The sequence below is a fragment of the Streptomyces sp. NPDC030995 genome (genome assembly GCF_055571215.1).
The window spans coordinates 67,073-86,399 of sequence record NZ_JBVIFS010000029.1 but is presented as its reverse complement, the minus strand read 5'-3'; the positions used below and the strand labels follow the sequence as shown (position 1 = coordinate 86,399).

General features: G+C 69.0%; 14 protein-coding genes and 2 pseudogenes. 9 read left to right on the top strand and 7 right to left on the bottom strand.

Annotation, left to right across the window (positions count from 1 at the left end; translation table 11 throughout):
* Positions 1 to 878: 878 nt before the first annotated feature.
* Positions 879 to 1,504, bottom strand: a pseudogene (locus tag ACZ45T_RS31240) (ATP-binding protein); the annotation flags it as partial.
* 9 nt (positions 1,505 to 1,513) lie between these two features.
* Between ACZ45T_RS31240 and ACZ45T_RS31235 the strand changes: the two are divergent.
* On the top strand, positions 1,514 to 1,747 hold the full coding sequence (locus ACZ45T_RS31235; RefSeq protein WP_468447219.1) for a hypothetical protein: 234 nt from the start codon (positions 1,514 to 1,516) through the stop codon (positions 1,745 to 1,747).
* 988 nt (positions 1,748 to 2,735) lie between these two features.
* On the opposite strand, the gene ACZ45T_RS31230 is transcribed toward ACZ45T_RS31235, so the two are convergent.
* Both ACZ45T_RS31230 and ACZ45T_RS31225 read right to left on the bottom strand, forming a co-directional pair.
* Positions 2,736 to 3,260, bottom strand: a complete 525-nt coding sequence (locus ACZ45T_RS31230) for a nuclear transport factor 2 family protein (RefSeq protein ID WP_468447207.1) — start codon at positions 3,258 to 3,260, stop codon at positions 2,736 to 2,738.
* Positions 3,257 to 3,991 carry an SDR family oxidoreductase gene (locus tag ACZ45T_RS31225; RefSeq protein WP_468447204.1) on the bottom strand — a complete coding sequence of 245 codons (735 nt, stop codon included), beginning with the start codon at positions 3,989 to 3,991 and terminating at the stop codon, positions 3,257 to 3,259. The genes ACZ45T_RS31230 and ACZ45T_RS31225 overlap by 4 nt, the downstream gene beginning before the upstream one ends.
* A gap of 129 nt (positions 3,992 to 4,120) precedes the next feature.
* Between ACZ45T_RS31225 and ACZ45T_RS31220 the strand changes: the two genes are divergently transcribed.
* The gene (locus ACZ45T_RS31220; RefSeq protein ID WP_468447215.1) at positions 4,121 to 4,957 is read left to right on the top strand and encodes a helix-turn-helix transcriptional regulator; all 837 of its coding nucleotides are present in this window, start codon (positions 4,121 to 4,123) and stop codon (positions 4,955 to 4,957) included.
* On the opposite strand, the gene ACZ45T_RS31215 is transcribed toward ACZ45T_RS31220, so the two are convergent.
* From ACZ45T_RS31215 to ACZ45T_RS31205, 3 genes and pseudogenes are all read right to left on the bottom strand, one after another.
* Positions 4,931 to 5,665 (bottom strand): 3'-5' exonuclease, encoded by a 735-nt coding sequence (locus tag ACZ45T_RS31215; protein WP_468447202.1) that lies wholly within the window; start codon positions 5,663 to 5,665, stop codon positions 4,931 to 4,933. The two genes, ACZ45T_RS31220 and ACZ45T_RS31215, sit on opposite strands and share 27 nt — an antisense overlap.
* Positions 5,666 to 5,769: 104 nt before the next feature.
* Positions 5,770 to 6,978 (bottom strand): annotated as a pseudogene (locus ACZ45T_RS31210) (nuclease-related domain-containing protein); the annotation flags it as partial.
* A 216-nt stretch (positions 6,979 to 7,194) separates the two neighbouring features.
* Positions 7,195 to 8,532, bottom strand: coding sequence for a lipase family protein (locus tag ACZ45T_RS31205; RefSeq protein ID WP_468447200.1), 1,338 nt, complete (start codon positions 8,530 to 8,532; stop codon positions 7,195 to 7,197).
* A gap of 567 nt (positions 8,533 to 9,099) precedes the next feature.
* Here ACZ45T_RS31205 and ACZ45T_RS31200 point away from each other — a divergent pair.
* The 7 genes from ACZ45T_RS31200 (at position 9,100) to ACZ45T_RS31170 (ending at position 17,902) form a co-directional block, all read left to right on the top strand.
* A complete protein-coding gene (locus ACZ45T_RS31200) occupies positions 9,100 to 10,374 on the top strand; it encodes a PucR family transcriptional regulator (protein WP_468447198.1) in 1,275 nt (424 codons plus the stop codon).
* 247 nt (positions 10,375 to 10,621) lie between these two features.
* A complete protein-coding gene (locus ACZ45T_RS31195) occupies positions 10,622 to 12,946 on the top strand; it encodes a M9 family metallopeptidase (RefSeq protein WP_468447196.1) in 2,325 nt (774 codons plus the stop codon).
* A 531-nt stretch (positions 12,947 to 13,477) separates the two neighbouring features.
* Positions 13,478 to 14,479, top strand: coding sequence for an ArsR/SmtB family transcription factor (locus ACZ45T_RS31190; RefSeq protein ID WP_468447194.1), 1,002 nt, complete (start codon positions 13,478 to 13,480; stop codon positions 14,477 to 14,479).
* A 203-nt stretch (positions 14,480 to 14,682) separates the two neighbouring features.
* Positions 14,683 to 15,114, top strand: a complete 432-nt coding sequence (locus ACZ45T_RS31185) for a hypothetical protein (RefSeq protein ID WP_468447192.1) — start codon at positions 14,683 to 14,685, stop codon at positions 15,112 to 15,114.
* Between the two features lie 674 nt (positions 15,115 to 15,788).
* Positions 15,789 to 16,772, top strand: coding sequence for a YncE family protein (locus ACZ45T_RS31180; RefSeq protein ID WP_468447190.1), 984 nt, complete (start codon positions 15,789 to 15,791; stop codon positions 16,770 to 16,772).
* A 432-nt stretch (positions 16,773 to 17,204) separates the two neighbouring features.
* Positions 17,205 to 17,462, top strand: a complete 258-nt coding sequence (locus ACZ45T_RS31175; RefSeq protein ID WP_468447188.1) for a hypothetical protein — start codon at positions 17,205 to 17,207, stop codon at positions 17,460 to 17,462.
* 104 nt (positions 17,463 to 17,566) lie between these two features.
* Positions 17,567 to 17,902, top strand: a complete 336-nt coding sequence (locus ACZ45T_RS31170; RefSeq protein WP_468447186.1) for a hypothetical protein — start codon at positions 17,567 to 17,569, stop codon at positions 17,900 to 17,902.
* 64 nt (positions 17,903 to 17,966) lie between these two features.
* Here the strand turns inward: ACZ45T_RS31170 and ACZ45T_RS31165 are convergent, their stop codons facing one another.
* Positions 17,967 to 19,058, bottom strand: coding sequence for a PP2C family protein-serine/threonine phosphatase (locus ACZ45T_RS31165; protein ID WP_468447184.1), 1,092 nt, complete (start codon positions 19,056 to 19,058; stop codon positions 17,967 to 17,969).
* Positions 19,059 to 19,327: the final 269 nt, after the last annotated feature.

Below are 19,327 nucleotides of genomic sequence, written 5' to 3'. Positions count from 1 at the left end.
GAGTTGCCTGCGCGTCACGGCCACAGTCCTACCGGGTTCCACCCCACGAAGAGGGTAGAACCCAGGAACTGATCACGACATCACACAGGCCCTAGCAGCACCCGAGTCGGCCAGGCGGTCATCGTTCGAGACTGGGGCCTGCGGTACCCAGCTGGACAATTGGGTACGACCGGATCGGAACGGAATGAACGCCAGGCTTCGCCGTAGGTCAGGCCCAGTGGCACAGAAGGAGTTATGACGCCCCCAATATGCTTATCTCATGGCCTTTGTGCATCCTCGTTGGGGACTTCAGTTCCACTGGTGGGCGGTAGATCCGTTCGGCCGAGTCGGGTTGTTCTACTCCGCGTTCGGCCCTGTGCCCTCGGCGGCAAACGCCCATGAACAGACCATGGATGAGGCGACGGCCTGGGCCAGGACGCGTCACCCGGAGTGGTTCGACGCGCAGTGCGGGGAGGATGATTGTCCTTCGTACTGCGTCGTCGAGCTGGCACGGGCGCCGTATCTGTTCACCTGGGACGAGGAGCACGACTGTCGCTACGCTCGATACGGCGTGCCAACACAACCGCTTTTGGCGTCCGAGCTGCCTGCGGCACTGGCTGCTGCCGTGCGGCTTATAGAGGTTGACTTTTCCTTCGACCAGGCCCCGCAGGCCAACCTGGGATACCACGGAGGTCGGGAGGTCATCTCGGCCTCGGCGCTAACCCCCTGTACGTGCTGCCAACGGCACCCGGATGGGCGGGAGCCGCCCACCGCAGGAGAGCTCGGTGCCTCGTAGAGTTGTGAATCTGCTGCGCAGTTGGCCGGGGGAACGGCAGCTCTCTATGCGAGCTCGGCTGCGTTGGTCAACCAGCCACTGATTGCTGCTCCGCGCGGGCGCGGAACGACTCGTTTGAGGCGATGGCGACGCTGTTCTTTTGCTCGCGTTCGGTCAAAACTTGGAGCAGGAGCTCGGCGCCGCGGCGATCAAATTCCATCTAGCCGAGTTCGTCGATGCACAAAAGATCCACGCGGCCGTAACGGCGATCGTCTTCGTCAGCTGCTTCTCGTCGGCGGCCTCGACGAGCTCGTTGACCAGCTTCGTCGCCAACACGTACTCGACTCGGTAGCCGGCCATCGCGGCTTCGGTCCCGAGGGCGATCAGCAGGTGGGACTTGCCGGTGCCGGAGTCGCCGATCAGGCAGAGCGGCAGGCTCTTCTTGATCCATTCGCACGTGGCGAGAGTGTGGATCATGGCCGCGTCGATGTTGGGGTTGGCGTCGAAGTCGAACTTTCGGAGGGACTTGTCGCGGGGGAAACCGGCTGCTTTGATCCGCCGTTCGGAGCGTCGGCGGGCCCGGTCGTCGCACTCGGCGAGGAAGCCGAGGTAGGACATTTGCTCGCGTTCGGCTGTCGCGGCGAGCTCGGGGAACTGGGACCGGATGGTGGGCAACCGGAGCATCCTGCATGCCTGATCGACCGCGGCAGTGGTCGCTTGCTCGGTGCCTCGCTGGCGGGGGAAGGTCACAGTCGGGACGTGTCCGGCGGCCTTGTCCGGTTCGGGGCAGCGGGCCAGAACCTCTCTCAGGCCGGCCCGGTCTTCCTCGGTCATCCACCGGCGAATCGCCGCTCCAAGCAGGACGCGCGCGTGAGCGAGGTCGACCGCACACGCGACATCCTGACCGAGGAAGAGAACGAGGCGATCTTCCGCAGCGAGATCGTGCCGTTGCATCTCCAGGCCGCTTCCCAGGACCGGCCCACGGTCTCGTGATCGCCGGGCAGACAGGTGCGGGCAAGACCGCGATCACGGATCTGGTGACGTCCACGCTGGAGCGCGTCGGCGGTACCTCGATGAGGAAGCCAGGAAGTTGCCCTCGTATAGGCCCAACATGCGTCCTACATGGTGAGGTGCGAAACTCGAGAAGGACAGGTAGCGAGAGCCGATCAATACGCCCCTTTCAGGGGTGAGATCTAAGGCATACGTTACGTCTGAGTCACGTCGAGACGTGGTGACACGATCGCAGCCTTGTCGAGCCAGCGCGGCATCCCATTTACACCGAATAGGCGTCTCGGCGAGCGAGGTTCTGAGACAGGGAGTGTGAAAGGCATGGCCCGCATTCACAAGCGCCTTCCTGGTGTCACCGCTGCCTCGGTAGCGGTGATCACAGTCGTTGGGAGCATTGTGCTACCAACTGCCGCCGTCGCAGCCCCGAAACTGGTCTCGCAGACGGACACGTGCAAGTCGGGGTACGTGTGGCGTGAAGCTACCGGCCCCGACGACCACGTCTGCGTCACCCCCGGCGTCCGCGCCCAGGCAAGGGATGACAACGCCCACGCCGCAGATCGGCGGGTCAGCCCCAGTGACCCCACCTGCAAGTCCGGGTACGTATGGCGCGAGGCAACCGCCAGCGACCTCGTCTGCGTCACCCCTGGCACCCGCGCCCAGGCAAAGGACGACAACGCCCACGCCGCCAGCCGCGTGCAGTAAGACGAGCTGCAACGGCAACGTCCCCGAGCCCTGACTCCTCCGGCTCGCGCGGTCCGTCCCAACTGCGAGACGACCCGGGCGGTACCGGCAGGCTCGGTTCGGGCACGGCGCAGGGCGGCAGCCTCGGCCGCCGCCGCCCGGCGGCGGCGCCGCGCGCGGACGTCCTCGATCGGGGCCGGCGCGTCGTGGGTCAGCCAGCAGCTGCGGGGCCGTCTCCGGCCACACGAGGGGTGCATCGACTGGTCCTTTTTTCCTGGGAATCCCCCCATGGTCAGCTGTGACCAGCCCCGTCCTGCGCAGGGGCACCGACGGCAGGGGGGCGGCCCGAGCCGAAGCTCTCCGGTGTCTCGTCGCCGTCGGTCCACCAGACGCCGAGCCTCTGGCGGACCAGGAGCCAGCCACCCTCGGGACCCCGGCGGAAGTCCCAGTCGTACGGACCGCCCATGGAGTAGGGCGAAGAGCTCGGCTCGCTCCGCGTGACGGCAACGAACCACATGTATCCGATGCCCGTCGCCCGGTCCTCCTCCACCTGGAAGTCCATGTTCAGAATGTGGTGTTGCATGCTCGGGAAGTGCGCCTCCGCCTCCTCCACCTTCGCCCGGACCGCCTCCCTCCCATGGATCTCTCCCCACGGCCCGAACTCCAGCACCGCGTCCTCGGCCCAGCACTCGATCCAGGCCCGCCAGTCCTTGCGGTCCAGCGCCCGCCAACCGCGGATCATGAGCCGCCGCAGCGCTTCCTTGTCCTCCAGGACCCGCAGTCGGCGCAGCAGGTCCTCGTACTCCCCGGCGGTCACCGGGCACTCGCGGCAGGACGTACGACGATCTCGTTGACGTCGACCTCTGCCGGCTGGGCGACGGCATAGGCAATGGCCTCGGCTATGGCGGACGCCGGCAGCGCCACGGCGCGATAGGCCTTCATGGCCTCCCTCGCGGCAGGATCAGAGATCCCTTCGGCCAGCTCGGACTCGGTCACGCCCGGAGAGACCAGAGTGACCCGGAGGGAGCCGTCGGACTCCTGGCGGAGCCCTTCGGATATGGCTCGGACGGCGAACTTGGTGGCGCAGTAGACAGCCGCAGTGGGCGACACCTCGTACGCACCGACGGAGGCGACGTTCACGAAGTGCCCGCCGCCCTGGGCGCGCATCATTGGCAGGGCGGCGGCGATCCCGTGCAGCACACCCCGCACGTTCACGTCGATCATCCGGTCCCACTCGTCGACCTTCAGCGCGTCCAGCGGCGAGAGCGGCATCACCCCGGCGTTGTTGACCATCACGTCCATTCGGCCGTAGTGCTCGCAGGCGGCGGCCACGAAGGCCTGTACATCGGCGGCGTCAGTGACATCCAGCCGCTGGAAGGCCGCGGTGCCACCTGCCTCATGGATCTCCCGGCTCAGCGCATCGAGCCGATCGGTGCGCCGCGCGCCCAGGAACAACCGGTGGCCGTCGGCAGCGAGACGCCGAGCCGTCGCCTCCCCGATCCCGCTGCTGGCTCCGGTAATGGCCACGACCTTGGCTTCGTTCCTCATACTTGCCCTACTCCTCGTTCGAAACGGCTGACTCCGCCCGACCGAGTCTGTGCATCCAGCAGCCGGCCAACCAGGACGCACCAGACCCAGGCAGCACACCTCCTCACCGCCTAGCCTGTGGCCATGACCGTGACCGGCAATCTCCTCGGAGAGTTCCTCCGCGCGCGCAGGGCGGCCCTGGGGCCGCAGGACGTCGGCATGGTGAGCCACGGCGTACGCAGGGTCGCCGGCCTGCGCCGCGAGGAGGTCGCCGGCCTGGCCGGAGTGAATGCGGACTACTACGCCCGGCTGGAGCAGGGCCGCGAACGCCATCCCTCGCCCCAAGTCCTCGACGCCCTCGCCCGGGCCCTGCACCTCGCTCCCGACACCCACGCCCACCTGCACCGCCTGGCCGGCACACCCCCGGCCGACCGGCCGGCCACCGACCGGATCAGCCCGGCCCTCCGCCAGCTCCTGGACGGCTTCTCGGACGCCCCGGCGTTCGTCATCAACGCCGCCCTGGACATCCTGGCGGCCAACCCCCGGGCCGAGGCTCTGCATTCACCGTTCGCGCCGGCGGACAACCTGGCGCGCATGGTCTTCCTCGACCCGGCGGGCCGGCGCTTCTACACCGACTGGACCTCCACGGCCCGGGCCACCGCGGCCCACCTGCGGCAGGCCTCCGGCATCACACCGGACGACCCGCGCCTGCGGTCTCTCGTCCGCACCCTGACCGCCCACAGCCCGGACTTCGCCCGTCTGTGGACCACCCACGAGGTCCTGGTCAAAACCCAGGACACCAAGCACCTGCACCACCCGTCCGTCGGCCCCCTGACCGTGACCTACCAATCCTTCGACGTCCGCGCCGCCCCGGGCCAACAACTCATCGTCTACCAGCCCGCCCCCGACACCCCCACCGCCGAAGCCCTCTTCCGGCTCGCCACCCGAACCGCCGGGCCCCTACCTGGTGACGCTGCCGAGCCATAGCAGGTCACGAGCCCGGGTCATCGCCACGAAGAGCTGGCTGCGCAGCAGTTCCTCACGCTCCCGGGCCGTCTGCGACGTCTCCGTACCGCCCGCCGTGTCGGCCTGCGTCCCGTTCGCGAGCACCGCATCGTGCCGGGGCAAGAAGACGTTCTTGAACTCCAGGCCCTTGGCCCTGCGATAGGTGCCCAGCTTCACCGCGTCGACGGCACGGCCGTGGTAGTGCTCCAACGGGCACACGGGGATGCCCGCCTGGGCGAGCAGCCGCTGGTAGTGGCCGATGGCGCGCATGGAGGGGCACAGCAGGGCGGTGTCGGCAAGCGCGCCATCGGGCAGGGAGCGCAGGGCGTCCAGAAGTTCCCTGTCGTGGGCGTCCACCGTGGGCCTGGTGATGCGTACGACGTCCCCGTCGTGGTAGGTGAGGTCGACATCGCGGCGGCCCGGGGTGCGCGTGCCGTCGAGGTCCTCGAAGGCATCGTCGGCCACGACGGTGAGGGCCGCGTCCAAGATCTGCTTGCTGTTCCGGTAGTTGGTGCGCAGCACCTGTCCGCGGTCGCCACGGATGTCGATGCCCGCGTCGGTGAGGCGGAAGCCGCCCGGGTACACGGTCTGCTGGCCGTCGCCGACGAGCAGCAGACCGTTGGGCACATCACCGACGAGCGCGTGCAAGAGACGCACTCCGACAAGCGTGAGGTCCTGGACCTCGTCCACGATGACGCCCGCGTACGGGGCCGCTCGCGCCGGCGTGACGCTTCGGCCAGGGCGAGGGAGAGGACGTCGTTGAAGTCGTGTACGCCGCGCCCGCTGCGCAGCGATTCGTACTCCTCGTACAGCTCCCACACCGCCTGCCGGTGCGTGCGGTGGAGGCTCGCTTTCCTCCGGCGCCTGGGGACGGTCGCGTACTCCTCGAAGCGGGTGAGGCCTCGCCCCTTGATGACGTAGTCGATCTCTTCGTGCCAGTAGGTCGGGGCCGGGTCGAGCTCGGCCAGTCGGCTCTCGCGGCCGACGTGTTTCCAGGCAAGGCTGAAGGCGGTCTCGGCCTTGTCTCCGTGCAGACGCACCGGTATGCCCCGCTCCTGCAAGAACTCCTGTGCCCAGGAGTGGAGGCTGCGGAAGTCCACCCGGTCGGCGACGGCCGGGGCCATGGTCCTGAGGAAGGTGCTCTGCACACGGGGCAGGTTGTTGGCGAAGGTGACGTACAGGATGCGGCCGGTCGTCCGCCTGGCCAGGTGGGCCGCACGGTGCAGGGCAACGACTGTCTTGCCGGTACCCGCCGGTCCGCTGATGCGTGCCGGGCCCGACCAGTTGCGGCGCACGAGTGTTACCTGATCGGGGTGGAGGAAGGTCATCCACTGCTCGATCGGCGCCTGCATCGCCCCCTTCAAGGCCGCGTCACGCAGCCCTTCCAGGTCGAACAGCCCGTCCGAGGAGCTTTGTCGGTGGCGCTCGGGCGCCGACGACACCTGCTGGTCGACGGCCGACCCCGCATGGTGCGGGAACACCCGCTCGAGATGATCGGCGATCGCCCGGACCGACTCCCCCCGCAGTCTGTGCCGCTGCGAGAGCAGCACGGGGCCGATCTCGTGTTCACCCAGGAGCCGTATCCGGCCGAGGCTCGCGTCGAAACGCTGCCCGGCGAACACCATGAGCGGCTGGACCGCCACCGGTGACATTCCGAGAGACGCCACTGCGCTCTCGGCAGCCTTCGTGGCGGCGAGCAGCTTGGCCGCGTGTTCGTCCCCCGGCTCGCCGCCGGCCATGACGTCGATGACGAAAACACCGCCGGGCCCCACCAGGAGCATGTCCGCGTTGGCGGTCCGCGTCCCGGACCATTGCCGGTCGACGAGCAACCGCCACCCGCGCGCGGTCAGTACCAACAGCTGGGCGAGAACCCGCTGCTCGCCTTCGCCGGCTGCTTCCCACCGCAGGGCCTGCCGACGGGCGGCCTGCCACTGCTCCCGGAGTAACCGCTCCTGCCGCCGCGCGTCCTGCGCCCGCTGCGATGCCGCCCCGCCTGCCCCCATACCGAGCCCCCCTCGTACGCGGAGTATCGATCATAGGACGGAACGCGACCGGAACGGCAGGGCGCATGCCGGCCCGGCAGCGGCCCCGCTTTCACCCCTTGCACGGGAGGGTGGCGGCGAACCGTGCCTGGGCGAAGAACCACGGCTACGACGAGCACTACGGCGAGGCCCCGCCGCGCAATCGGGTGCGGCGGGGCCCGGAGTGCCCAAGGCGTATCAGGAGGCCGGCACCGGACTTTCCGGCGCCAGCGAGTTGCCTGCGGGGATGTGGCCGCAGTCGGACGGGGCTTTGCTGCCTGCGAAGCGGTCGTTCAGCCAGTCCATCGCGACGGGTGCCCAGATGACGGGCACGCCGACGTGACTGAGCAGGTCGAACTGCTGGTACTTGATCGATCCGTTGCCGGCCCCGCAGTACTGCCGGGCGAGTGTCCTCACGTCTCCGGCGACCATGACCCCGTCACCGGTGCCGATGCCCGGGCGGTTGCCGAAGGTTCCTTCCAGGACTCCCCCGTTGCCCTGCGCGATGTACCCCGGGATGGTCGGGGTGGGTGCCGAGCCGAGGTTGATCCTGTTCACCGCCTGGACGAAGGCAGGCACCGAATTCGGGTCGGAGTACTGCGGCTTCGCCATCTTCTTCCAGGTCAGGCCGGGGTAGTGGCCCAGCGCGTCGACGATCGACCCGTGCTCCAGCTTTTCGTACACCTCCAGGCCGTAGCCGTTCAGGTAGGGCTTGAGGTCGATGTCGTACGACCGGGAGACGCCAATGATCGCCATGGGGATGACACCCGACCACACGAGGGAGCCGTCCACGTACTTGAGGTTGTGTGCCGGGTCCACGAGCAGACCGCCCTCGGCGAAACCCACCAGCTTGCTGTTGACCTCGGGCGCGTAGGAGGGTGCGAGCGCGGCCGCCCAGTTGGTCGCGATGGAGCCGCCGGAGTATCCCATCAGACCGAACCTGGTGTTGGCGTCCATGCCGGTCTCCGCGGACCTGGTTGCGGCACGGATCGAGTCCAGCGTGTTGGTCGCGTACTCCGGGCCGGCCGCGAAGTTGGCGGTCTGTCCCTCGGTGTCCGGGATGACGAGGTTGTAGCCCTGCAGCAGCAGCGGCGCCATGAAGACGGCCTCGGCATTCGCGATGACGCCGCCCAGGGTGAGGTCACCGGCGATGGCCCGGGACGGGCCGTCCTCGGGGTTGAGCGAATCGTAGAACGACTGGTAGGACACCGCCTTGCTGCCATCGCCCGTCAGACTGCGCACCACCGTGGTCACGTTGGCCGACGGACGGCCCTGGGCGTCAGTCGTGCGATAGAGCAATTGGATCGCCGTGACCGGCGTGGGAAGGCCCACGAGGTGGTACTGCAGCGTCCGCGTCTTCAGCACGGTGCCCGGCGCGAACGAGGAGAGGGGCTCGCTGCCGGTGTAGGTGTAAAAGGGGTCGCTCGCGGTAGCACTCGACGGCGTGACCGCGGCAGCCGTTGCCGCCGGAGCGGCGGTCACGACCATCGCGGCGACAAGGGCGGTGGCCAGGAGACGAACGGTGTTGCTGGACATGACTCCCCCGAATCGTGGAATGGGATCGCTGGACTTGCCGGAGATGGAAGGTCTCCGTGGGCGGCACTGATGCGTGGAACGCGGTGGGACACGGCGGGACACGGCGGGACCACCTGGCCGGGCGGGTCGCCCCGCCGGTGAAGCGGTCCGAAGTGGCTGCTCCGCGCGGTCTGGTGGACCGGCCGGACCTGGACGTTCCGGGCAACGTCGCCGTGGGGCGTGGCAACGCCGCCGTGGCGGTCCATCGGCCGTTGCGTGCCGGGCCTGACGTGTGCTCAGGTTCCCGGTCCGTGGAATGCGCCCGGATCAGCAGGTGGCGCAGGCAGCCCCGGCAGGGAGGCGGCGTGATCAGGTGGGGGCGCGGCGGCCTGTTGCGCGGGCACGGCGGTCCTCCGGTGCGGGTGGGGGCGTGGGGATCCGGTGGAGGATGCGCTCTGGGTCTGAACGCGTCTGGCGATCCACCGGGCAGGCGTGTTACCAACTAGTAAGTAACGTCCCGGAAACCAGCATGGGTGCGCGACGGGGCCATGTCTCCGGGTCGCACAACAGAGATTCGCGAGGTGCATTGTGACCGGATCCAAACCCGCGGAAAGCGCGGTGGGGCCGCAGTTCGGCGGCGTCCCGGTTCACAAGCGGCTTCTGGCCGCCGCGCCGACCCTGGCGCCGGCGGTGACGGCCCGGCTCGTCGAGCAGCTGCCCGCCTACGGAGCACTGCCCTCGGAACAGCTCCGCGGTGAGGTCACCAAGGAGGTGGACCGCGGAATCCGGGCCTTCATCCGGGTGCTGCGCCACGGCGAGCTGCCGGAGGAAGCCGAGTTGGCGAGGATCAGCGAGTCGTCGGCTCGACGCGCCGATGAGGGCGTGCCGCTGGAAGCCGTCGTCGGCGCCTACCACCTCGGTGCGGAGGAGTGCGCGGCCCAGATCCTTGCGACGGCCGAGCCGAGCGACCTGCCGGACGTACTGCTGGTCCAACACCGGCTGCTCGGCTACCTCCGACAGGTGAGCTGCGCGGTCGCGGCAGGGTACGTACAGGAGCGGCAGGCGGCCCTCGGTGACGAGCAGGTCGCCCGGCAGTCTCTGCTGTCCCGGCTGCTGGAGGGCGGCGACCCGCAGGCCGCGGCCGACCGCGCCGGCATCCGGCTGCCTCCCACGTACCTCGTCCTGAGCATCACCATGGGACCGCACCCGGATGAGCTGCGGCCCGGCGTGAACCACTCTGTCGCCGCTCGCCGCAAACTCCGGCGACTGCGCAACGAATTGCAGCGCCAGACACCGGGTGTCCCGCTGTCCGTGCTGTCCGGCGACGGGGGGCTGGTGCTGATCCCGTACGAGACGCCGGCCGCCGACTTCGCCGCCGCGGACCGGGGGCGGCTCACCCGCCTCGTCGAGCAGCTCGGTCGGATGTGCGGCGCCGAGCTGCTGGTGGCGGCGGCCGCTGCCGCACCGGACGGCGTCGCGGACGCCGCCCGGATGGTCGGTGAGGTACGGCGCGTCGCGGAGGCATCCGGCCGAGGGCCGGGACTCTACCTGCTCGACGATGTGCTGCTGGAGTACCAGCTGAGCCGCCCGAGCCGGGCCAGGGACGGGCTCGCCGCGCTGCTCGGCCCACTGGCCGGGCGCCCGGAACTGCTCGACACACTACGGACCTTCCTCGCCTGTGGCCTCGACCGACGCCGGGCCGCCGCCCGGCTCCAGGTGCACCCCAACACGGTGGACTACCGCCTGCGCAAGGCGACGGAGCTCACCAAACTGGACGCGGCCCGGGGCGCCGACCTGCTGACGCTGCACGCCGCACTGGCCGCCCACGACTCCGTACGGCAGGGCGAGCCCGACACCAGCTGACATGCCGGGGTGGCCGGGCGCCGTCAGGGCATCGGTACGTCGGTACGTCGGTACGTCCCCAACTCGGAGGTCGGCGCGGGTGGTTGGCGGCGGTCCGGAGCCGGAAGTTGACAACGTTTCAGTTCCGGTGGCCGGCAATCTGGCCAAAAACCTTCCGGCGCGATGCGACATGTGAAATTTTACACGTCACACATCAGTCGCCCGTGTCCCCAGCACGCGGCCAGAACGGCCCCGGAGGCCCCCACAGATGCATCCCTTCCGGATATCGAAGGCCAACGCGCGCAGACTTCCTGCGCTCGGCGCAGCCGTCTTCATCACGCTCGGCCTGTTCACGCCACAGAGCCAGGCCGCCTCCGTCGCCGCCACGACCCCGGCCAGTGCGAACGCAAGTAGAAACGCGGCCTCGGCGCCGCGGTCGATCCCGGTCCCCAAGTCGCCCGACGCTGTGAGCAACGGCTCCCGCTTCCGGATCTCCTCGCAGGACAGTGCCGAGGAGTCCGCCCCGGCACCCGCCCCGACCGTCGAGCCCGGCAAGGCCGACAAGCAGTCCTCGGCCGCCGCCGGGGACGAGTGCGGCGACCTCTCCGGCGTGATCAACGCCACGGGCGGCGCGTTGGTCCAGCAGCTCAAGGCCCTCCCCCGGATCACCTGTACCTACCCGCTGTTCAGCCTCACCGGGGAGAACGCGCGCAAGGCCTTCCGTGAAGCCCAGATGGTGACCGTCGCCAACGCGCTGCGCGAGGCCTCCACCACCTACTCGGGCAACAACAGCGCCACCGTCGGGCAGTTGGTGCTGTTCCTGCGCGCCGGCTACTACGTGCAGGACAACAACGCGGACGTCGTCGGCGACTACGGCACGGCGCTGGACGGCGCGGCGCTCGGCGCGCTGGACGCCTTCTTCGCCTCCCCGCGCAGCAAGGACCTCACCGACGCCAACGGCGAGATCTTCAACGAGGTCGTCACGCTGATCGACAGCACCCACGCGGCCGGCCGGTACGCCGGCGTCGTCAAGTGGATGCTCGGCAGCTACGACGGCACCTGGCCCGGCCAGATGAACCTCGCCATGCAGCACGTCGAGTGGGTCGTCGAGAACGGCTTCAAGGCCAAGAACGACGACCGCGGCTGGCGGGCCGCCCTCAAGGCCGACCCCACCATCCTCAACACCTGGGCCGGCTTCATCACGCGCAACGGCGCGCAGCTGAACCGCTTGGACGTCGTCAGCAACGTCGGCCGTTACCTCGGCTTCGCCCTCGACGTCCCCGAGCTCAAGGACCGGGTCCGGCCGCTGCTCAAGGACCTGATCAACCGCTACCCGAACGTCGGCCCCACCGCGCCGATCACCATGAACCTGGGCTGGTACACGCGCCAGTACGACCGGAACAACTGCGCGGCCTACGCCATCTGCGACCTGGGCGACCGCGTGCTCCCGGCGATCCTGCCGATCCAGCACACATGCTCCCCGGACCTGAAGATCCGCGCCCAGGACATGTCCCCCGGACAGCTGGCCGGCACCTGCACCAGCCTGGTCAACCAGGACGCCTACTTCCACCGGGTCATCGGCGACAAGGGCGCGATCCCCGGTGACGTGAACACCAACCTCGAGGTCGTCGTCTTCGACGACTACACCCAGTACTCGCTGTACGCCTGGGCCATCTACAACATCGACGTCGACAACGGCGGCATGTACGAGGAGGGCAACCCGGCCGCCGCCGGCAACCAGGCCCGCTTCATCGCCCACGAGGCCCACTGGCTGCGCCCGGACTTCCAGATCTGGAACCTCAACCACGAGTACACCCACTACCTCGACGGCCGCTACAACATGGCCGGCGACTTCGAGGCCAGCCTGACCACGCCGACCATCTGGTGGGTCGAGGGCATCGCCGAGAACATCTCTTACGGCTACCGGGGCGTGCGCAACGCCGACGCGATCGGCGAGGCCGGCAAGAAGACCTACAAGCTCAGCGACCTGTTCGACACCGTCTACAACCAGGACGGGGACCCCGAGGTCAACTCGAACCGGGTCTACCGTTGGGGCTTCCTCGCGGTCCGCTACATGCTGCAGGCGCATCCCGCCGACGTCGAGACCGTGCTGGGCAAGTACCGCACCGGTGACTGGAACGGTGCCCGCACCTTCCTGAAGCAGACCATCGGCACCAGCTACGACGCCGGCTTCGCCACCTGGCTCACGACCGCCTGCGCGACCAACGACTGCGGCCTCCTGCCGGAGGCCTCGTCCACCCCGCTCTGCACCATCGGCGACCCCCGCCAGTTCGACAAGAACTGCCGCCGGGACAATCTCGCGGCCGCCACCGGCAACTACAGCTACCACTTCGTGTACCTGCCGGCCGGCGTCAAGCAGCTGACCATCACCAGTAGCGGCGGCACCGGCAACGCCGACCTGTACTACGGCGGCAGCAACTGGGCCACCACCAGCAGCTACCAGGCGAAGTCCACCAACGCCGGCAACAGCGAGACCCTGACGATCGACAACCCGCCGTCCGGCTGGGTCTACTTCAGCCTCGCCGCCGCGCAGGACTTCAGCGGTGTGAGCGTCTCCACGCAGTCAAAGTGAGCCGTCCGCCGGGGCCGGCCGAGCCTCGGCGAACGAGGATCCGCTGAACAGGGATCCGCTCGGCAAGGAGGGCCCCGCCGCACCGGCGCTGCCGGCCACCCGAGCCTGAGCGTGACGGCGGTCCTTGCCATCCGATCGCGGATGGCAAGGACCGCCGCTCGTATCGACACCACCGGCCTGTTGCTGACCGTGCCGGTCACCGCCGCGATCGGGGCGGTTGTGCATCTGCCGGCCACCGCCATCTAGTGCTGTGGCCGGAAAGGTTTGCCGGGTCACGGCGTCCGGTGCCATGGGGCCTCCCCAGGCCCGCAGGGCCTAGGGGACACATCGCAAGGCGGAGGGCCGCGACTCGTACTGGACGTGCCAGCGCGGTCCGACAACGCGGCGAGGTGCCGTGCCGGGGGCCGTGACCCGGTGAACCTTTCCGGCCACAGCACTAGGAGGGCCGGGACCTGCCTTCGTTGGGCGGCCGGGTTGGAGCATGCTGGGGGTGCGCCAACGCACTCTACTTCGGTGGCAGGAGGCCGGTCGGTGTTACGCATTCACTTCACGGCGGAAGACCTCGCCCGGACACGGGTGGCCGCGACGATCGGTGTCGCAGCGGAGGTCTACTACAGCCTGGAGCTGCTGAGAGCGAACCGGGAGCTTCCTCACTTCCGCTCGTGGCGGTCAGCGGTCGCGGGCCGGATGGGCGCGGACACGCGCCCCCTGACGTCCCTGGTTCCGGTGCGCGGTCCCGGGCTTGATCTGCTGGCCCTGATGGGCGATGTGCCCTCTCTGGACCACGCCGTGGACAACCTGCTGCACGCCCCGGTGTCCCGGCTGCGACGCGAGTTCGAGGGTCTCGACTTCTACCCCGGACACCTGCCATGGGCCAGGCGGGTGTCCGAGGGCGACCGCGAGGCGCGGCGGGAGCTCGCCGAGGCCGTGCGCGCCTGCCATCGGCTGACCGTGGAGCCCTACTGGCATCGAGGGCGGTCCGAACTGGTCGCGCTGTCCACCCGTTGCGCGAACCTGGTGTTGGAGGGAGGCATCGATCTGCTGCTGCGTTCGATCTGCGCACCACTGGTCCGCTGGCGTCCGCCGGTGCTCGAAGCTCCCTACCCGCGCCCAGTTGAGGTGCGTCTCCAGGGAAGGGGACTGATCATCACGCCCACGGTCTTCTCGAAGCGCCCGGTGAGCTTTCTGTGGGATCCGCTCGATACCGCCCAGCCACCCCGACTGACCGTGCCGGCTCTCCGCAGGCCGCTGACCGGTACCGAACCGGCAGAAGCGGACGGCTCCGCCGTGCGGAACCTGGAGTCTCTGCTCGGCCGCACGCGAGCTGCCGCCCTGCATGTGACAGCAGAGGGCTGTACGACGAGCGAACTGGGCCGCCGCCTCAACGTCACGGCCGCAGCGGCCAGCCAGCACGCGACAGTGCTGCGGAACACGGGCCTCATCACCACCAGCCGCCGAGGCGGGTCCGTGCTGCACCTCATCACCCCCCTCGGGCTGGCCCTGCTGCGGACCGGTGCCCTGACGGAACCGTGAGGCCCGAGGGCACCGCGGCGTCAGACCGGTGGGCGCAGCGCCGCCCTGCTCGGGTGCCACCGGACACTCGTGCCGAGGTGCACGAGGCGCCGCGCCTGCCGTCCCGGCCCCCCTTTAAGCCGTGACTTAAGAGGTAGGCCGCAGGTGGCCGACCCGGCCAGGATGTGAAGCCGCAACCCGGCTCATCCCATCCTGGAGATCGCATGAAGACTCATCTCGCCGCCGCCCTCGGTTCTGTCGTGCTGACCGCGGCCACCTTGCTGGTTGCTCCCGCCGCCGGCGCGCAGACCGCCGCCTATCCCACCAGCGATTTCGACGTCACGGTCGGGAACACGTGGACGAAGGGCACGATCACCTGGTACAACCGGTCGGTCGTGGTGACGGGGACCCACAAGTCGGTCAGCTCGGCCGGTCCGGCGTACTGCCGGCGCACCTGGACGTACACCTACAACGCCGCTGACACCGTGAAGCTGGGCTCGGATGGCTCCGACTCTTCCGACACGGCGTGCGGTACGTCCAAGAACTTCAGCTTCACCGTTCCGGCAGATGTCCCCGGCGGAGCCGGACTCGTGCGCGTCTGTCTCGACGACGGCAATCTCAAGGACCTGCTCTGTCACCCTTACCGGCGGCCCTGACGAGCCCCAGGGCAGAACAACACGCGACGTACCGCTACCGCAATGAGCCCTGGCAGGCCGTGTGACGGCCTGCCAGGGCTCGGGTGGTGCACCCGAGCCCCTTGGAGGGCAAGCTGCGAGTGCATTGGGCTCACCAGCACCGCGGACGCCGGTCGGATGCGTGGACCGGTATCGGGCCACTCCTGGCCATGCGGCTCGACACGGGTATCACCTGAGCTCGGTCGACCGCTCCTGGTCGGCCTCCGCCCGCGCCGAGCTCGCTCAGGAGCAGCGCGCCACGCTCACGCAGCTGGGAGTGGATGGGGCGTGAGTGAGGTCGCAGCTCTACCGGGCCGTGCCCCGCTGCCCCCGTTGGAGGGGCGGCATTCACCTCCATGGCTGACACCGCTTGCGGCCCTCGTGTACTGCATCAAGTATTTGACTCCGATCGCCCTACCCCCACCATCGGAGGAAGAAAGGGGCAAGAAGTCGTACGCTGTGCTCAATTTGCCTGGGGCACCGTCGCGGCGTATCGACTCCTGAAGTCTTCGACTGCATCGTTGCCTGCGAGAAGAATTGCCCCTAGTCCTGGCTTCCGGCACGGCCCCCGTACCTCGGGCGCGGGGGGGCGTGCCAGGGCGGCGGTCGGTCTGGGAAGCCCCACCACCTCGGGCACTTCGGAGATGAGTTGGCTTATGCCTCAGGAAGAAACCCAGGAGCTCTCGGCGATATCGGTGGAGTGGGAGCCATGGCGGATAGCGCTCGCTCCCGATGGGCTCAGGGCCTACGTGGCGACGTCAAACCCCGGGAGCGACGGGGGAAGCAGTGGCCGGGTGTCTGTGATCGACACGGCGGCCGGAGCGGTCGTCACCGACATAGACCTCGGTCGCCTCTTCCTCGGAATTCTGGGAGGTGACTTGGCGGTGTCCCCAGACGGTGGTCATCTCTACGTGACTGGCGGGCGTGAGGTGACGGTGCTCGACCTCGCCACGAACCGGGTGGCCACGAGGATTGCCCTCCCAGAAGGGTTCACGCTCGCGACTGGAGTGGCGATCGCCCCCGACGGGAGCCGGGCCTTCGTGCTGGTACAGGGAGGTGGCGATGCAGGCGGGATGTGCGTGATCGACACAGCGTCCCAGTCGATCGCCCACCCGATCATCGGACTGTCCTTCGAACCCTTCGGGGTGGACCTCAGCCCCGACGGCAAACACGCCTACGTGAGCCATTCCGGTGATTCCGGGATGGTGATCGACCTCGCCACCCAGAACGCCGAGGTTCTCCCGTTTCCGTTCGAAGGCGCATTCTGGATGGCGATCACCTCGGACGGCAAACGCGCTTACGTCGGCAGGGATCACAACGACGATCTGTGGGTGACGGACCTGACGACCCACAACGTGACTGCCGTTGTCCCTACGATGCGCAACATCGGCGACGTGACCATCACCCCGTACGGTCACCTCGTCTACGTGGCACAAGGCGGGGGCCACGGAACTGAGCCCAACGTCATGGTGGTCGATACCGCCACGGACAAGGTCACGTGTTGTCCTGCCTCGTGGTTCAACGCCCAGCCACGGGGCATGGCCATCGCCCCAGATGGGAAACACGCCTACGTCACCGACTCGCGCCACCGCAAGGTTTTCGTCGTCCCGGTTCCCGAAAGCCCCCCGGTACCGGGCTGATCCCGCCAGGGCCGAAAATGCGATGACCTGCGATGACGGATCGTGGCACAGTCACCGCATGTCCAACGACGTCGCCTAGCCCGTCTTCCGTACCCCCGACCCCGCACTCGCCCTGAGCACTGCGCGCCGCCTCATGGAGTTCGGCCGCCGCGAGTACTCCGAGGTCTCCGTGTCCGCCGAGCTCCGTTCCGTCGCCGAGGTTCTGTGGGTGGCGAAGGAGCTGCCCGGGGCGTGGTTTCAGGGGCGGGAGGAGTACGGGGAGTTCGACGGGGTGCCATTGGAGGACCAGCCCGCGCTGGTCGTCGGCGTTCAGGGGCCCGGTCTGCCGGCCGACCCGTCTGCGTACGAAGGGCGGCTGCCGGTGGAGTGCGAGCTGCACGACCTGCCGGTCGACAGCATCGAGGACGCCTCACGGCGGCGATCGGCCCGAACGTGGGCGCGATCAACTGGGAGAGCCTGTGCTGGCCGGACGCGCCCGAGGTGGGCCTTCTCGGCGAGTCCAAGCACGCCGAGGTGACGCTCCTCCTCAACACCCGCACCCGCGAGCTCGACGAGCCCGCCGATGACCACACCGTCCTCGTCCACGTCCGCAGCGCCCGCGTCGACGGCCGCCAGATGCGGGAGCCGTACGCGCACTGGCTCGCCGAACAGGTGGGTCTCACGGTCATCGGTCCCGGCCAGCGGATCTGAAGCCGGCCGGGCCGCCCCGATGAGTTTCGGCGGCGGGCCGCCCCAGACCCAGCCGGGGCACCCGGATCCACCTTGAGGAACGGTCCTTCGCCCAGGTCATCCAGATGTCCGAGCGCGATGGCTTCGAGCCGCACGAGAGCGAGAGAGATCTCCGCGAGGTCGGACTCAACTTGCAGGACGAGGGCGACCGGCTCCGCGTGTTGGCGCGAGTGGAGCCGTTGTTCGGCTTGCCGCCGCGCCCGCGTCGGCCGCCGGCGGTGCGTCTTCGCCCCGGGCAGTGGGTTCGGTGGCAGCTGAACTACCGGTTCAGCAGCGCCGCCGGGATGCAGGACTGGTCGTACTGGCTCGACACCTTCAACGTCGCCTATGGGCCCGTCGACTCGAACGTGTTCCTGTCGGAGCCGACCGTTCTGGTCGATGAGTGTGGCCCGGTTCGATAGCGGCGGCAGGCGATCCGAGCTGGTCAGGATGCGGTTTTCGAGTAGCGGCGCGAGGTCGGCATCGTCAGGGCTCACACAGGCGTACGGCGAGGGCGGCGACGTCGTCGTCAAGGCGTCCTCTGCTGTAGCGCAGGAGATCGCGGTGAAGAGCCGTGAGCAGTTCGCGGGGCGGCGTGGGCGGCTGTCGACGCATCCAAGCTGCCAGCGGGAAGAACTCGCCGTCGCGGGCGCGAGCCTCGGCGATCCCGTCGGTATAGAGAAGCAGCAGGTCGCCGGGGGCGTAACCGAAGGTGTCGACGTTGTAGTGATCGCCGATCAGCTCCGCGAGGCTGAGCAGCGGCGAGGGGGTGGCCGACTCGAGGACACGGAGTTTCCCGCGGTTCAGGAGCAGCGGCGGGGGGTGTCCACAGTTCAGGATGCCGATACGTCTGCCCTCGTGCGGGATCTCGACGAGGAGGGCGGTGGCGAAGCGTTCCATCGGCCCCTCGGGCGGAAAGGCGGCGTTGTATCGGGTGCTGCTGGCGTCCATCCTGCGTGCGACGTTCACCATGTCGGGCTCGCCGTAGGCCGCCTCCCGGAAGGCGTTGACGATCGCCGCGGCCGCCCCCACTGCCGGCAGGCCCTTGCCCCGCACGTCACCGATGAGCAGCCTGACCCCGTAGGGCGTGTCGACCACCTCGTAGAAATCCCCGCCGATGCGGGCCTCCGCCGCGGCCGCGAGGTACAGCGACTCGATCTCGATGCTGCCGAAGCGGCGTGGCATGGGGCTCAGGACCACCTGCTGCGCCGCGTCGGCGACGAGGCGTACCTGAAAGAGGGTGCGCTCCCGCTGGAGCCGGACGTGGCTTCCGTACGCGGCGGCCACGGTGACCGCGATGATCCCCGCGGCCGTCCACCACGTTCCCAGATCGGGGAAAACGAGGCTGAGGCCGATCATCAGAAAGAGGCAGACCGTCCCGAGCAGGACGGTGGGGAGGACCGGCCACATGGCGGCGGCCAGGGCCGGCGCCGCAGGCAGGAGGCGGCTGAAGGCCATCTCCGGCGGCGTGGTGTATGCCAGGCTGGCGATGACGACGGTCAGGATGACCGGCGACAGCCGTACAAGTCTTCCCGGGCCGGGGCGCCTGCGGAGCCGCGGCCGTCCCGACTCGATCACACTTCCCAGAATATCTACGTAATGGGGGTACGGCACTCTGACCGGCGAGGGCGGGAGCCGCGTCCGCTGGGACAAGGCGCTGCTGATCGAGTGACGCGGCGGCGGGCCGGCGGTCTGTCGCCCGGGCACCGCCGAGGACGAGGGCAGCAGGAGGCTGGAGCGCCTTCCTGGGCGGCTTCACGGCGGGCCGATCCCGGGCGGCGAGGCCCGGAGCCAGAGCCGGGCCGTTCAGGTGCTGGTCAGGGGGCTGCGCTCGCTCCGTACGTTGG

Coding starts and splice junctions, on each gene's coding strand:
- ACZ45T_RS31225 (WP_468447204.1), bottom strand. CDS start 3,991: ATGAGGAACGAAGCCAAGGTCGTGGCCATTACCGGAGCCAGCAGCGGG.
- ACZ45T_RS31205 (WP_468447200.1), bottom strand. CDS start 8,532: ATGTCCAGCAACACCGTTCGTCTCCTGGCCACCGCCCTTGTCGCCGCG.
- ACZ45T_RS31195 (WP_468447196.1), top strand. CDS start 10,622: ATGCATCCCTTCCGGATATCGAAGGCCAACGCGCGCAGACTTCCTGCG.
- ACZ45T_RS31185 (WP_468447192.1), top strand. CDS start 14,683: ATGAAGACTCATCTCGCCGCCGCCCTCGGTTCTGTCGTGCTGACCGCG.
- ACZ45T_RS31180 (WP_468447190.1), top strand. CDS start 15,789: ATGCCTCAGGAAGAAACCCAGGAGCTCTCGGCGATATCGGTGGAGTGG.
- ACZ45T_RS31170 (WP_468447186.1), top strand. CDS start 17,567: ATGTCCGAGCGCGATGGCTTCGAGCCGCACGAGAGCGAGAGAGATCTC.